Annotated in this window: 15 protein-coding genes; 9 read left to right on the top strand and 6 right to left on the bottom strand. The window is 57.4% G+C overall.

Going from position 1 to position 13655, the window contains the following annotated elements; translation table 11 throughout:
- Positions 1–48 precede the first annotated feature (48 nt).
- From DQN55_RS05010 to DQN55_RS05000, 3 genes are all read right to left on the bottom strand, one after another.
- Positions 49–807 carry a hypothetical protein gene (locus tag DQN55_RS05010; RefSeq protein WP_048378015.1) on the bottom strand — a complete coding sequence of 253 codons (759 nt, stop codon included), beginning with the start codon at positions 805–807 and terminating at the stop codon, positions 49–51.
- Positions 800–1078, bottom strand: coding sequence for a DUF1145 domain-containing protein (locus tag DQN55_RS05005; RefSeq protein WP_048378016.1), 279 nt, complete (start codon positions 1076–1078; stop codon positions 800–802). Before DQN55_RS05005 ends, DQN55_RS05010 begins: the two co-directional genes overlap by 8 nt.
- Before the next feature lie 153 nt (positions 1079–1231).
- On the bottom strand, positions 1232–1924 hold the full coding sequence (locus DQN55_RS05000; RefSeq protein WP_048378017.1) for a PA1041 family peptidoglycan-binding anchor lipoprotein: 693 nt from the start codon (positions 1922–1924) through the stop codon (positions 1232–1234).
- 165 nt (positions 1925–2089) lie between these two features.
- Between DQN55_RS05000 and DQN55_RS04995 the strand changes: the two genes are divergently transcribed.
- The 6 genes from DQN55_RS04995 (at position 2090) to DQN55_RS04970 (ending at position 7372) form a co-directional block, all read left to right on the top strand.
- Positions 2090–2587: a DUF6231 family protein gene (locus DQN55_RS04995; protein ID WP_048378018.1), complete on the top strand. Its 498-nt coding sequence runs from the start codon at positions 2090–2092 to the stop codon at positions 2585–2587.
- Positions 2588–2591: 4 nt separating this feature from the next.
- Entirely contained in the window at positions 2592–3068 is a 477-nt protein-coding gene (locus DQN55_RS04990; protein WP_048378019.1) for a YchJ family protein, read from the top strand.
- A gap of 92 nt (positions 3069–3160) precedes the next feature.
- Entirely contained in the window at positions 3161–3646 is a 486-nt protein-coding gene (locus tag DQN55_RS04985) for an LEA/WHy family protein (RefSeq protein WP_048378020.1), read from the top strand.
- Positions 3647–3653: 7 nt separating this feature from the next.
- Positions 3654–3866, top strand: coding sequence for an SEC-C metal-binding domain-containing protein (locus DQN55_RS04980; protein ID WP_074702860.1), 213 nt, complete (start codon positions 3654–3656; stop codon positions 3864–3866).
- A 198-nt stretch (positions 3867–4064) separates the two neighbouring features.
- Positions 4065–4706 carry a glutathione binding-like protein gene (locus DQN55_RS04975; protein ID WP_048378022.1) on the top strand — a complete coding sequence of 214 codons (642 nt, stop codon included), beginning with the start codon at positions 4065–4067 and terminating at the stop codon, positions 4704–4706.
- A gap of 203 nt (positions 4707–4909) precedes the next feature.
- Positions 4910–7372, top strand: coding sequence for a penicillin acylase family protein (locus DQN55_RS04970; protein ID WP_048378023.1), 2463 nt, complete (start codon positions 4910–4912; stop codon positions 7370–7372).
- A gap of 120 nt (positions 7373–7492) precedes the next feature.
- Here DQN55_RS04970 and DQN55_RS04965 read toward each other — a convergent pair whose 3' ends face one another.
- Together DQN55_RS04965 and dcd are read right to left on the bottom strand one after the other, a co-directional pair.
- The gene (locus DQN55_RS04965; protein ID WP_048352666.1) at positions 7493–7693 is read right to left on the bottom strand and encodes a hypothetical protein; all 201 of its coding nucleotides are present in this window, start codon (positions 7691–7693) and stop codon (positions 7493–7495) included.
- Between the two features lie 98 nt (positions 7694–7791).
- Complete coding sequence (dcd, locus tag DQN55_RS04960; RefSeq protein WP_003443164.1) at positions 7792–8358, bottom strand: dCTP deaminase; 567 nt, start codon at positions 8356–8358, stop codon at positions 7792–7794.
- Between the two features lie 353 nt (positions 8359–8711).
- On the opposite strand from dcd, the gene DQN55_RS04955 reads away from it, so the two are divergent.
- Positions 8712–8921: a cold-shock protein gene (locus tag DQN55_RS04955; protein WP_002554837.1), complete on the top strand. Its 210-nt coding sequence runs from the start codon at positions 8712–8714 to the stop codon at positions 8919–8921.
- Between the two features lie 162 nt (positions 8922–9083).
- Here the strand turns inward: DQN55_RS04955 and apbC are convergent, their stop codons facing one another.
- The gene (gene apbC / locus DQN55_RS04950; protein ID WP_048378448.1) at positions 9084–10178 is read right to left on the bottom strand and encodes an iron-sulfur cluster carrier protein ApbC; all 1095 of its coding nucleotides are present in this window, start codon (positions 10176–10178) and stop codon (positions 9084–9086) included.
- A gap of 180 nt (positions 10179–10358) precedes the next feature.
- Here apbC and metG point away from each other — a divergent pair, with 180 nt between their 5' ends.
- Both metG and rsxB read left to right on the top strand, forming a co-directional pair.
- Complete coding sequence (gene metG, locus DQN55_RS04945) at positions 10359–12410, top strand: methionine--tRNA ligase (RefSeq protein WP_048378024.1); 2052 nt, start codon at positions 10359–10361, stop codon at positions 12408–12410.
- Between the two features lie 215 nt (positions 12411–12625).
- Entirely contained in the window at positions 12626–13618 is a 993-nt protein-coding gene (rsxB, locus tag DQN55_RS04940; protein WP_048378025.1) for an electron transport complex subunit RsxB, read from the top strand.
- Positions 13619–13655 lie beyond the last annotated feature (37 nt).

Raw genomic sequence — 13655 nt, 5'->3', positions numbered from 1 at the left:
GGGGGATGTCGTAGCGGAGTCTGAGCGCCACGACATCTCCAGCACCGATCACAGCCGCTGAATCGTCACTGCGCCCGGCGTACCAGCCTCACCCTGTTGGCCCGCCAGACCAGAGCGCCCGGATTTACCGCCATCGGCACGGTAAACGATGCAGCCTTTGGATTTGCCGCCGCTCCCTGGGCGACCCGCCGGGCCAGGTTTTCCGCCCGCGCCCCCGTCAACCAGGACAAGAATTTGTTCGGCCGGGTAATCGCGAGGCAGTTCGATCCGGACATGCCCCCCTGCTGCGCCCGTCTGCCCATTACCGCCATCATCACCATCGGCACCCTCACCGGCAGCGCCCCAGGTGCAGCCCGGAGCAACCCCGTTGCCGCCATCCAGCCCGGCAAAACCCGGCGCCCCCGTGCCACCGCGGGCATCGACGGACAGCTGCGGGGCTTGCAACGACTCGATCCGCAAGCTTAGATCGCGAGCAGGCCGGGCAGCTTTTTCAAAGGTTCCCGGAGCCCCGCGAGCGTTGATCTGACTGCCGTCTTCGAGTTGCGCACGGGCCACCCGCACCTCAATTCCACGCTCGGCAGGCACGATCGTGATACGGGCTTCATGGCCCAGGTGCAGTTGATCGATGTCGAGCCGGGTCACCCCGGCCGGTATCAACAGCGTGCCATAGTCTGCCACTTCGAGACTTTCCAGCTGCAGGGCACCGGTATTGCCGGGCAAGCGCATCAACGAGTTGGCTTCAACTTTCACGGCGTCTGCATGAGCAAACGGACTGCACAGAACAGCGAGCAAACATAACTTACGCATGGTGGATGTCTCGCTCGCGGGAAGTACGAAGGGTTTGTACATGGAACATTCCAAACAAAAGAATGTACAAGCGGTCACGCCAGGGATGCGGGCGGCCTCGCAGGCTGCCATTGAACAGCATGAGCTCAAGCAAATGGGTCAGCGCCAGCAAACTGCCCGCCAGGTTAATCAACAAATCGAACGGATTGACCAGCGGTTTGAGCAGATTGGTCAGTACCACTGCCCAGAACAACAGCGTCAGAAGCTTCCCCAGCCCCCAAAAAAACTTCATGCAGCGGCCCCTTTATGTTTTTTCTTTGAGCGCACATTAACGGCTCGCATGACGGGGACGCCAGCGGCCATTAGAAAAAATAGCCGCTACCGCACCTCGTCAAAAAAACCAGCGCCTCCCTGGGCGCTGGCAGCATTCACTGTTACAGCGGATTCAACGAATGATTTGAATCTCGGTCCGGCGATTCTGCGCGCGTCCCTCAGGCGTCTGGTTACTGGCAACCGGGTTCGATTCACCGCCGCCTGCCACGGAGACGAATTGACTGCGCGACAGGCCACTGTCGATCAAGTATTCAACCACTGACTGCGCGCGTTCTTTGGACAGTTTCACGTTGTAAGCCTCGCTGCCCACGCTATCGGTGTAGCCAGTAACCTTGAGCTGAGCATTGGCCGCGTCTTTTTTCAGACGTGCCGCAATCACATTGAGCTTGTCCTTGTCGGCAGCGGTCAATCTGGCTGAGTTGAACTCAAAGTGCACATCACGCACCACGATGGTTTCTTCCTGAACCACCACGACCTCTTCCGTCACGACCACCGCAACAATCGGGCAGCCCACCGCGTCAACTTTAAGGCCTTTGGGGGTGTCAGGGCACTTGTCGCCGCTGTCCGGAACGCCATCACCATCCGTATCGCCATCACCATAAACCCAGCAATAGGCCGCTGCCATGCCGGCCCCGAACAAAGCCCCGCCGCCGGCCCAAGCAGAGCTTTTTATCGCGCCTAGCGCCGCACCGCCTACACCACCGACCGCGGCACAGGTAGGCCAGTCGGTTTTTTGCAAACCGGCACAGCCCGTTAATACGCTCGTAAGAACAACCAAAGGTACCGCTGTTCTGATGATGCTCATAAGGGGATCACTCCTGAGGGTCGGCCGTTGGCCGATGCCCTGAAAGTAAAGACGCCCTGAGGGGGATGCGCCAGAAAGCGCCTTTCGCGTTTGCCCTGTATTCAGACAGAACTAGGCTGTCAGGCTGCAGCACGCTAGTCTGGACGCTCTGATTGAGGACTTTCGATGACGCCCGGTATTTCCACACGTACGCCACAACACGCACTGGCGGCACTGCTTGAGCTTTATGCTCCCCAGCGCCTGCTGGTAGTCGGCGCCAGCCACTTTCCGGCACTGGCGGCGTTTCAGAGTGCGCATCCCGATGCGCTGATCGCCCGCACACCGCCCGGCGTGCTGCCAGCCGATCTGGCGGCGCAACGGTTTGACCTTGCGCTGGTGGTGGACTGCCTGGAACACCTCCCCAAGCGCGCAGGGCTTGAACTGCTGGGGGGGATCCGTAATCTGAATGCCAGCCGCATCGCGGTACTCGCAGATCTGGCCGCTTGCGATTGGAAAGAAACCGACTTTTACGCACTGGCGCTGCAGAGCAATGAGCGCTTTCAGCGCGACGAACAGGTTTTGACCCTGTTCACTTATGATCTGCGCGAGTACAAACAAGTACCCGACTGGTTGAATGCCAGGTTTTGGGCCAATCCGGAAAATTTTGGCAAGTATTGGTGGTAAGCCGATGAGCACATCCATTTGCCCGTGTGGCAGCGGCAATTTGCTGGACGCCTGTTGCGGGCATTATCACGCCGGGCATCCGGCTCCCGGCGCTGAAACGCTGATGCGCTCACGTTACAGCGCATATGTACTGGGCCTGACTGACTATCTGGTTGCAACCACGCTTCCCGTCCAGCAACCGGGCCTGGACCGCCAGTCCATTGCTGACTGGAGTGCACAAAGCACCTGGCTGGGACTTGAGGTCGAAAGCAGCGAAGTGTTCGGAGGGCAACCTGAACATGCATTTGTGACCTTTACTGCACGCTGGCACGACACCAAGGGTGAACACAGCCACCGTGAACGCTCCTCCTTTGTACAAAGCGCAGGACGCTGGTACTTCATCGACCCGACGGTGCCGCTTAAAGTCGGACGTAATGATGCCTGCCCATGTGCCAGCGGTCTTAAATTCAAAAAATGCTGCGCCGGTTTTTTTGGTCAATGAGCCCGATATTCAACGCAACTGTACAAGCGTGGTCCACGCGCTGCCCCGGCCGCCGGCAGTTTTTTCAGGCCTGGCCTGGTTGGGAGTAAATCATGGATTATCGGGTTCAAATCAGAACAGCCTTCACCCTTGTGACGCTTCTGGCCCTGTCGGGCTGCACATCGTGGTTCTACTCGGCGGACAAGGATCCTGAAGTGCACCTGGAGCAGGTCGAACTGATCCGGGCCAAATTGCTGGAGCAACGCTTCAAGCTGCATCTGAGGGTCGATAACCCGAACGATTCAACACTCACCGTACGTGGCCTCACCTACAAGGTTTACCTTGGGCCCGTGCAATTGACTGAAGGTGAGTACCACGAATGGTTCAGCGTTGAGCCCAACAGCCATGCCGAGTTTGTGGTGCCGATTCGCACCAACCTATGGCAACACGTGCGACCGCTGGTGAAATTGCTTGAAAGCCCTGACCAGCCCATCCCTTATCGACTCGAAGGAACACTGGAAACCGGTTTGTTCTTCGGTTACGACGTGCACCTGATGCGCAAAGGCGAGATAATCCCCGGCGATTTTATTCCAGAGTGATTGAGTAATGACCCAACAACCCCACGTTCATGGCCCAGACTGCAACCACGATCATGATCATCATGCTCACACCCATGACCACGACAACGGCCACGTGCATGGCCCACATTGTGGCCACGCGCCTCAAGAGCCTGTGCGCAATGAACTGAAAGACGTCGGCCGCAACGATCCTTGCCCGTGCGGCAGCAGCAAAAAATTCAAGAAGTGCCACGGCGCCTGATCCCCTCAGCACGCCCCATCTGCGCCGCACCCGCCTCAAGGCAGGTGCGGCGCAGCTGTTTCAGCCGCACGAAATTACCCGCGTACCCCGCCCCGGGCCTTTCAACCGACCTGCCATTGGGAGTAAAACTGACAGACCGTAAACGGCTACCTTTGATGGCATCCGTAACTGCATGAACATTCCCTTCTGGAGCCCTTCATGATCGATCTTTATTACTGGACTACTCCCAACGGCCATAAAATCCCGTTGTTCCTTGAAGAAGCCGGCCTGCCTTACACCGTGCACCCGGTGAACATCAGTAAAAATGAACAGTTCGAACCTGCGTTCTTGAAGATCGCCCCCAACAACCGTATCCCGGCTATTGTCGATCAGGCACCTGCTGACGGCGGCGGCCCCCTGTCGCTGTTCGAATCCGGTGCCATCTTGCTGTACCTCGCAGAAAAAACCGGACAGTTTCTACCCAAAGACCTGCGCGGCCGGCAAATGGCCCTGCAGTGGCTGTTCTGGCAAATGGGCGGACTGGGGCCTATGGCCGGGCAAAACCACCACTTCAATCGCTTCGCGCCCGAAAAAATCCCGTATGCGATGAAACGCTATGTGGATGAAACCGCCCGACTGTACGGCGTACTGAACAAACAACTGGAAGGTCGCCTGTTTGTGGCGGGCGACGAGTACAGCATCGCAGACATGGCGATTTACCCCTGGATCGTGCCCCATGAATGGCAAGGTCAGAACCTCGATGATTTCCCTGCATTGAAGGCATGGTTCCAGCGCATCGAGAACCGTCCGGCGACAAAACGGGCCTATGCACTGGCGGCAAAAATCAATCCGCCAAAGTAAGCCGCAAACCGATGCTACTGCCGCCACAGGCGGCTGGCATCAGGTTGCCGGGGGCCGGATAACGTCGCGGCCTCTCGCAACCTGCGACAGCGATAGCAGGGTTTGAGGGATGTACCTGTGACAGGCCCAAGATAGCGCTTGCACGGCGTCAGCGGCCTCACTAACGTAGCGCCTTTTGATGCCCATCCCGCAGGAGCTTTGCCATGGCCTCGCCAGCCCTCATTCGTGTTCTACCCCGGTTCGGCGTTGCCGCGGCAGTGGTCAGCCTGCTGGGCTTGACCGGTTGCCAGATAAACAACCACTCCACAGAAAGCCTGGTACCCACCTCGGGTGTGCAGCCGCTGAAAGGGTTGGCACAGAACGTATCGGTTCGCCGTAATAGCCAGGGCATGCCGTTGATCGAAAGCAGCAGCTTTCACGATGCACTGTTCACTTTGGGTTACGTACACGCCAGCGACCGCATCAGTCAGATGGTGCGCTTGCGCTTGCTGGCCCAGGGCCGGCTGGCCGAGCTTGATGGTAGCGAGGCACTGGATACTGACCGGCTGATGCGCAGCGTCAACCTGAAAAAGAACGCCGCCGAACTCTATAAAAGTGCGTCACCCCGCCTTCAGAGGTTTTTCGAGGTATACGCCCGCGGCGTCAACGCCTACCTCTTCCGCTATCGCGACAAGCTTCCTGCGGATCTGGCCCAGGCCGGTTACAAAGCCGAGTACTGGAAACCTGAAGACAGCGCGCTGATTTTCAGCCTGTTGAATTTCGGGATGTCGGTCAATCTGCAGGAAGAACTCAACTCATTGCTGCTGGCGCAAAAAGTCGGCACCGATAAATTGCCCTGGCTGACGCCGACCTACCCCAATGAAACCTTGCCAACCAGCGAGGCCGACAAGCTCAAAGGACTGGACCTGGGCAACCAGCTCTCGGGATTGAGCACGGTTACCCAAGCCGTTGAACACGTGACCCGTCTGAGCCTGCCGGGTGTTACGGCATCCAGTAACTGGGCAATTGGCCCGCAACGCAGCCGTCACGGCAAAAGCCTGCTGGCCAATGATATCCATCAGCCGATCGGCGTACCTTCGGCCTGGAGCTACGTGCAGATCCGGGCGCCCAAATATCAGGCCGCCGGGGCTTCGATCGCGGGTTTGCCAACGCTGTTTGCCGGGTTTAACGGCAAGGTGGCCTGGGGCGTGAGCATGGCCATGGGAGATAACCAGGATGTGTTCGTGGAGAAACTCAAACGCCAGGGCAACAAGCTGTACTACCTGGCCGACGGGAAATGGCTGCCCGCAACGGCGCGCACCGAAACGTTTTTCGTCAAAGGTCAGCGCCCGGTTCGTGAAACCATTTACGAAACACGTCACGGAGCACTGCTCAACAGCCTGCTCGGTGAGCCAGGCGCCCTGAACAGCAACCTGGGTCTGGCCCTGCAAACGCCGGCGCTGAAAGGCGACAAAACCCTGGATGCATTTTTTGACTTGTCCCGCGCCCAAAACAGCGAAAAGGCTTCGGATGCCAGCCGGGAAATCCGCGCTGTCGCCCTGAACCTTGTGTACGCGGATGCCAGTCACACCGGCTGGCAAGTCACCGGTTTGTACCCTAATCGCCGCGAGGGCCTCGGGCTGTTCCCTTCACCGGGCTGGGACAGCCGTTACGACTGGGATGGTTACGCCGATCCAATGCTGCACCCCTACGATCAGGATCCGGCCCAAGGCTGGCTGGGGACGGCCAACCAGCGCACCGCAGCCTTTGGCTACGGTATGCAGTTGTCCAACTCCTGGCTATCGCCGGAACGCAGCGAACGTCTCGCACAGCTGGCGGGCAGCGGCAAACACGACGCTCGCAGCATGATCGCGATGCAGTACGACCAGACCACACTGTTTGCGGCCAAGCTGAAAACCATGTTCACCGCACCGGGAATGGCACAACCTCTCAAGCAGGCCATTGCGGCCTTGCCACCGTTGGACAGGGCCAACGCCAATGCTGCACTGAGCCATTTGATGGCCTTTGACGGCAAACTGAGTGCCACATCCGCGGATGCGGCACTGTATGAGCTGTTTCTGCAAGAAAGCACCCGACTCACTTTTCTCGACGAGCTGGGGCCACAGAGCAGCCCGGCCTGGAAGGCCTTCTCGGCCAACGCCAGCCTGTCTTACTCAGCCAATGCCGATCACCTGCTGGGACGCGAAGACAGCCCGTTCTGGGACGATATCCAGACCTCGCAAAAAGAAGACAAACCGACCATTCTGGCGCGCACCCTCGCGGCAACCATCAGCACCGGCGATACCTTGCTGGGCAGTGACCGCAAGGCGTGGCAGTGGGGCAAGCTGCATCATTACCTGTGGCGCAATGCAAGCGGCCAGACCGTCCGTGGCCCGATTGCAGCAGGCGGCGATCACACTACGTTGAATATCGCGGGCTACAACCCAGGCGACAACAACTTCGAGACCACCCTGATTCCCGCAATGCGCATGATCGTTGATTTCGGGCAAGTCGAACCGATGATGGGCCAGAACAGCAGCGGGCAATCCAGTAACCCGGCCAGCCCGCACTACACCGACGGTATCGAGCCCTGGCTCAAGGGCCAATACATCAGTTTCCCGATGCAGCCGCAGAACTTCAACAAAATCTACGGCAACACGCGCCTTACGCTCGTTCCGGGCAAATAAACAACGATCCCCACAGAAACGACAACGTTTTTGTGGGGCCTTGACCAGCTGTTTGCGCTGTCCAGATCATTGCCCGATGACGCCCTGAGCTCTCCAGCGCACGCTCACGAGGCACACCTCTCAGGCAACAGGCGCAGGTGGTGGTTCGTCAGGCACCGTTGGTACACCTGGTTCAGTCGGTTGGGGGGTATCGGGGTCAGGCTGGCCGGGGATGCCGCCTGCGTTCATCTGAGGCTGGGCAAGTAATGACCATGCCAGCACTCCGACTTGATTCGGCTCCAGGCGTGCAAGCTGGGCGCGGATACTCGGATCGATCTTCATAAGGGCACTCCTGAGCGATGATCCGGCTCGCTGGGTGCGTAACCGGAAATCAATACACTCAATAGAGTGCCTTATCGCTCAGGAATTCCCGCTGTTCGTCAGGTGCGTGGCAAGGTCACGCCGCGCTGGCCCTGATACTTGCCGCCACGATCCTTGTAAGACACTTCACACTCTTCATCCGACTCGAAGAACAGCATCTGCGCGACGCCCTCGTTCGCGTAAATCTTTGCGGGCAAAGTGGTGGTGTTGGAGAACTCCAGCGTTACGTGGCCTTCCCACTCAGGCTCAAGGGGCGTCACGTTAACGATGATCCCGCAACGGGCGTACGTGCTTTTACCAAGGCAGATCGTCAGCACATTGCGTGGAATACGGAAGTACTCAACGGTGCGTGCCAGGGCGAAAGAGTTGGGCGGGATGATACAAACATCGCTGGTGACATCAACGAAGCTGCCCTCATCGAAGTTCTTTGGATCAACGGTTGCCGAATTGATATTGGTGAATACCTTGAATTCATTAGCGCAACGAACGTCGTAGCCGTAGCTCGACACACCGTAGGAAATCAAACGGTTTTCGCCTTCGCCACGCACCTGACGCTCGACGAAAGGTTCAATCATGCCGTGCTCTTGCGCCATGCGGCGAATCCACTTGTCTGGTTTGATGCTCATGGCGGGTGTCCTGAATAGCGAGGTAGAAAAATTCTGTTGGGCATCTTACCGGGGCTGCGTCCCCGGTTCAAAAGGCTGGGGCAAATTTATCGAAAATAGCTGTAGAGACCGTGAATACAGGCTCTAAGGGCAACCGTCAGTCACGTTTTTAGAGAAACCTTCGCAAAGACCCTTTGCACGTTCGGAAAAAAGCGTTAAGGTGGCGCCACTGTGCTGCTTGTGTCACTGAGAATCTCTACACGATATGTTGAATTTCGATCCAACCATCTCCAAGAATTTTTCCTGCTCTTTGCACTCAGTCTCGGCCAGGGCTTTTCCTGCGTCGCAGTTATCTTTGTTCAAGGAGTTACACCATGTCTAATCGCCAAACTGGTACCGTTAAGTGGTTCAACGATGAAAAAGGCTTCGGCTTCATCACTCCACAGTCCGGTGACGACCTGTTTGTTCACTTCAAAGCAATCCAGTCCGACGGCTTCAAAAGCCTGAAAGAAGGCCAACAGGTTTCTTTCATCGCTACTCGCGGTCAGAAAGGCATGCAAGCTGAGGAAGTTCAAGTTATCTAACTTGTACTGATCCAGTAAAAAACCCCGCCCTTAAAGCGGGGTTTTTTTATGCCCGTAATAATGTAGCTGCTGACGATGTACGTGACTGCGACAATCAAATCCATCACAGTCTCGCACCTCGACAGCGGCTACAGATAATTCCAGAGCCGCACTCTTTACGTATCAGTCGTCGCTAGTGGTAATCGTAGGCATCGCCTGTGAAGCCGCTTCGTGCATGACAATACGCGCTCCCACCTGACGGGCCAGCTCCTGATAGATCAACGCAATCGGGCTTTCGGGATCAGCAACCGCTGTTGGCTTGCCGTTGTCGGCCTGCTCGCGGATTTCCATCGACAGCGGCAACGAAGCCAGCACTTCAACGCCGTATTGCGTCGCCAGCTTCTCGCCGCCGCCCTCACCAAACAGATGCTCTGTGTGACCGCAATTTGAGCAAATGTGTACCGCCATGTTTTCTACAACACCCAACACCGGAATGTTCACCTTGCGGAACATCTCGACACCCTTGCGCGCATCCAGCAATGCCAGATCCTGTGGCGTGGTGACGATCACCGAACCGGTTACCGGGACTTTTTGCGCAAGCGTGAGCTGAATGTCACCCGTGCCAGGCGGCATATCGATGATCAGATAGTCCAGATCATTCCAGGCCGTTTGCGTCACCAGTTGCAAAAGCGCCCCTGACACCATCGGACCGCGCCAGACCATCGGCGTATTATCGTCCGTCAGGAATGCCATCGACATGACTTCAACGCCATGGGCCTCAATTGGCACGAACCACTTCTGGTCACGAATTTTCGGCCGGGTGCCCTCGGCGATACCAAACATCACACCCTGGCTCGGCCCATAGATATCGGCGTCAAGTATCCCGACCCGCGCACCCTCACGGGCCAGCGCCAGGGCCAGGTTCGCGGCCGTGGTGGATTTGCCTACGCCACCCTTACCGGAAGCAACTGCCACAATGTTTTTCACATTGGCCAGCCCCGGGATTTGCGCCTGTGCCTTATGCGCAGCAATCACGCAGCTGACCTCGACCTTGGCCGAAGTCACGCCATCCATGTTTTCGAGGGCCATTTGCAGCATTTGCGCCCAGCCCCCCTTGAACAGACCGGCGGCATAACCCAGTTCAAGCTGGACGCTAACCCGCGCGCCCTCGATCTCAATGCTTTTCACGCATCCGGCACTGACCGGATCCTGATTCAAATAAGGGTCGGTGTATTGGCGAAGGACGGCCTCCACCGCTGCGCGATTGACTGCGCTCATGGGCAACTCCCGAAAGACTGAGTAAAACAGGTCGCTATCGTACCTGTAATAAACCTCGGACAGCAGGCTTTTGAGCCGATCAACTGCAGCGTAAACGATCAGATATACACCCACTGGGTGAAATATATCGTCCGGCGCTTTATAGTGGCCGACCACCGTCTCATCAAGTAGCCGAGCCCCATGTCCGAGCCACGCAAGATCCTCGTCACCAGCGCCCTGCCCTATGCCAATGGTTCAATTCACCTTGGCCATATGCTTGAGTACATCCAGACCGATATGTGGGTGCGCTTCCAGAAGCATCGCGGTCATCAGTGCACTTATGTCTGCGCAGACGACGCCCACGGCTCGGCAATCATGTTGCGCGCCGAAAAAGAAGGCATCACCCCGGAGCAACTGATCGCCAACGTCCAGGCTGAACACAGCGCCGACTTTGCCGAGTTCCTCGTCGACTTCGATAACTTCCATTCGACCCACGCCGAAGAAAACCGTGAGCTGTCGAGTGCGATCTACATCAAGCTGCGCGAAGCGGGCCATATCGCTACCCGTTCGATCACCCAGTACTTCGACCCGGAAAAGAAAATGTTCCTGGCCGATCGCTTCATCAAGGGCACATGCCCGAAATGCGGCACAGATGATCAATACGGTGACAACTGCGAAAAATGTGGTGCCACCTACGCCCCCACCGATCTGAAAAATCCGAAATCCGCGATCTCGGGCGCCACGCCTGTCCTCAAGGACTCCGAACATTTCTTCTTCAAGCTGCCCGACTTCGACGCCATGCTCAAGAGCTGGACCCGTAGCGGCGCATTGCAAGATGCCGTGGCCAACAAAATTGCCGAATGGCTGGACGCGGGCTTGCAGCAATGGGATATCTCCCGTGATGCGCCGTATTTCGGCTTCGAAATCCCGGATGCTCCAGGCAAATACTTCTATGTCTGGCTGGACGCGCCGATCGGCTACATGGCCAGCTTCAAGAATCTCTGCGCCCGCCGTCCGGAGCTGGACTTCGATGCGTACTGGGCCAAAGACTCCACCGCCGAGCTGTATCATTTCATCGGCAAGGACATCGTGAACTTCCACGCCCTGTTCTGGCCAGCCATGCTCGAAGGCGCCGGCTACCGCAAGCCAACGGCGATCAACGTCCACGGCTACCTGACCGTCAACGGCCAGAAAATGTCCAAATCCCGCGGCACCTTTATCAAGGCCCGCACTTATCTGGATCATTTGTCGCCGGAATATCTGCGCTACTACTACGCCTCAAAACTGGGCCGTGGCGTCGATGACCTGGACCTGAATCTGGAAGACTTCGTACAGAAGGTCAACTCGGACCTGGTCGGTAAAGTCGTGAACATTGCCAGCCGTTGTGCAGGTTTCATTCACAAGGGCAACGCCGGGGTCATGGTCGAAGGCAATGCCGCGCCAGAACTGACCGAAGCGTTCCTCGCGGCAGCACCGAGCATTGCCGATGCGTACGAAGCCCGTGACTTCGCTCGCGCCATGCGTGAAATCATGGCACTGGCCGACCGCGCCAATGCCTGGATCGCCGAGAAAGCGCCTTGGGCAATGGCCAAGCAGGAAGGCAAGCAGGACGAAGTCCAGGCAGTCTGCGCCCTTGGCATCAACCTGTTCCGACAGTTGATCATCTTCCTCAAACCGGTACTGCCTTTGCTCGCGGCCGATGCCGAGGCGTTCCTCAATGTCGCTCCCTTGACCTGGAACGATCACGGCACGCTGCTGAGCAACCATCAGTTGAACGCATTCAAGCCGCTGATGACCCGCATTGACCCGGTAAAAGTACAAGCCATGACCGACGCATCCAAAGAAGACCTGGTTGCCAGCCAGACCGACACCAACGCCGCGGCCCCTCAAGGCAATGGCGAGCTGGTAAAAGAACCGCTGGCAGCAGAAATCGACTTTGATGCATTCGCCGCGGTTGACCTGCGTGTCGCACTGATTCTCAAAGCTGAAGCGGTTGAAGGTGCAGACAAGCTGCTGCGTTTGACACTGGATATCGGTGACGAGCAACGCAATGTATTTTCGGGCATCAAAAGCGCCTACCCGAACCCGGCAGAGCTTGAAGGCCGTCTGACCATGATGATTGCCAACCTTAAGCCGCGCAAAATGCGTTTTGGCATGTCTGAAGGCATGGTGATGGCTGCTGGTCCTGGAGGTGAAGAGATTTACCTGCTGAGCCCGGATAGCGGCGCCAAGCCAGGTCAACGCATCAAGTAACACCACTTCTGACAGCCCCGTACACCCCTCAGGGCATACGGGGCTGCTCATTCAGTAGCCGTCCTTCTTGCCTTGTCGGATAATCAGCTTCGTACGCCTGACCGTATCGATCATGACTGACCTGACACTCACGCTTTATTGCCAAACCCTCATTAATCACCGCGCATGATGAATGTCGCCCGGGTGCGGCTCGCTGTCGCTGGACTAATCACACCATGAGCCTGATCCAACGTATTGATGCTTTATTGCCGCAAACCCAATGCGGGAAATGCGGCCACCCCGGCTGCAAACCCTATGCGCAAGGTATTGCTCAAGGCGAAGCCATCAACAAATGCCCGCCAGGAGGCGCTGAAACCATCTCGGCGCTGGCCAGCCTGCTCAAGATCCCGGTAGTGGCGCTGGATACAGAGCGCGGCACTGCTCCACCCCAAGTGGCCTATATTCGAGAGGCTGAATGCATTGGCTGTACCAAATGCATCCAGGCATGTCCGATCGATGCCATTCTCGGCGCGGCCAAGCTCATGCATACCGTCATCATTGATGAATGCACGGGCTGTGACCTTTGCATCGCCCCTTGCCCTGTCGACTGCATAGAAATGCGGCCATTGCCTGAGAGCGTGATCGCGGTCGTCGGCGGACTTGCTCATGAAGCGGAGCAATATCAGGCGCGCACACAAAAAAGGGATCATGCCCGCACCCGTTACGAGCGCCGTACAGAACGCTTGAACCATGAGGAACAGCAAAGGCTCACAGAACGCTTGGTGCGTACCCAGCGATCTGCACCAGTGGCAGGCACGTCCCAAAACGCAGAGGACATGCCCCTTGTCGTTGCCAATCCCAACGATGCAGCGCTAAAAAAAGCTAAAGTCACACTGGCCATGGCGCGTGCTCAATTGAACAAGTCGCTCAAGGCGTTTGGTCATCCTCCAACGCGGCAACAGCAAGCCCAGTTGGTTCTGCTTCAGGAGCAGTTCGAGTCCGCGGAACAAGCACTCGCTAAACTGGAGAGCACCAGCGAGGTTTCTGCGCCAGCCCCCGTTAGCAATAACGCAGAGCTAAAGCGCGCCAAGATCCAGCTTGCCATGCGTCGCGCCGAACTGAAAAAGGCCAGCGCCCAAGCGCAATCCAGCTCTGAACTGACCCTATTGTGTGATGCGGTTGCAGCGGCCGAATTGACGCTGAGTACGTTAGAGCAATCTGAAGCCTGATACGTTCTCAAGTGCAATACACGCTCATCGTCGTTTA

It is taken from the genome of Pseudomonas taetrolens (genome assembly GCF_900475285.1).
GTDB classification, from domain to species: Bacteria; Pseudomonadota; Gammaproteobacteria; order Pseudomonadales; family Pseudomonadaceae; genus Aquipseudomonas; species Aquipseudomonas taetrolens.
Note: the sequence above shows the minus strand (reverse complement) of the source record. Positions and strands in the feature narration are given on the sequence as shown.

Coding starts and splice junctions, on each gene's coding strand:
- DQN55_RS05010 (WP_048378015.1), bottom strand. CDS start 807: ATGCGTAAGTTATGTTTGCTCGCTGTTCTGTGCAGTCCGTTTGCTCAT.
- DQN55_RS05005 (WP_048378016.1), bottom strand. CDS start 1,078: ATGAAGTTTTTTTGGGGGCTGGGGAAGCTTCTGACGCTGTTGTTCTGG.
- DQN55_RS05000 (WP_048378017.1), bottom strand. CDS start 1,924: ATGAGCATCATCAGAACAGCGGTACCTTTGGTTGTTCTTACGAGCGTA.
- DQN55_RS04995 (WP_048378018.1), top strand. CDS start 2,090: ATGACGCCCGGTATTTCCACACGTACGCCACAACACGCACTGGCGGCA.
- DQN55_RS04990 (WP_048378019.1), top strand. CDS start 2,592: ATGAGCACATCCATTTGCCCGTGTGGCAGCGGCAATTTGCTGGACGCC.
- DQN55_RS04985 (WP_048378020.1), top strand. CDS start 3,161: ATGGATTATCGGGTTCAAATCAGAACAGCCTTCACCCTTGTGACGCTT.
- DQN55_RS04980 (WP_074702860.1), top strand. CDS start 3,654: ATGACCCAACAACCCCACGTTCATGGCCCAGACTGCAACCACGATCAT.
- DQN55_RS04975 (WP_048378022.1), top strand. CDS start 4,065: ATGATCGATCTTTATTACTGGACTACTCCCAACGGCCATAAAATCCCG.
- DQN55_RS04970 (WP_048378023.1), top strand. CDS start 4,910: ATGGCCTCGCCAGCCCTCATTCGTGTTCTACCCCGGTTCGGCGTTGCC.
- DQN55_RS04965 (WP_048352666.1), bottom strand. CDS start 7,693: ATGAAGATCGATCCGAGTATCCGCGCCCAGCTTGCACGCCTGGAGCCG.
- dcd (WP_003443164.1), bottom strand. CDS start 8,358: ATGAGCATCAAACCAGACAAGTGGATTCGCCGCATGGCGCAAGAGCAC.
- DQN55_RS04955 (WP_002554837.1), top strand. CDS start 8,712: ATGTCTAATCGCCAAACTGGTACCGTTAAGTGGTTCAACGATGAAAAA.
- apbC (WP_048378448.1), bottom strand. CDS start 10,178: ATGAGCGCAGTCAATCGCGCAGCGGTGGAGGCCGTCCTTCGCCAATAC.
- metG (WP_048378024.1), top strand. CDS start 10,359: ATGTCCGAGCCACGCAAGATCCTCGTCACCAGCGCCCTGCCCTATGCC.
- rsxB (WP_048378025.1), top strand. CDS start 12,626: ATGAGCCTGATCCAACGTATTGATGCTTTATTGCCGCAAACCCAATGC.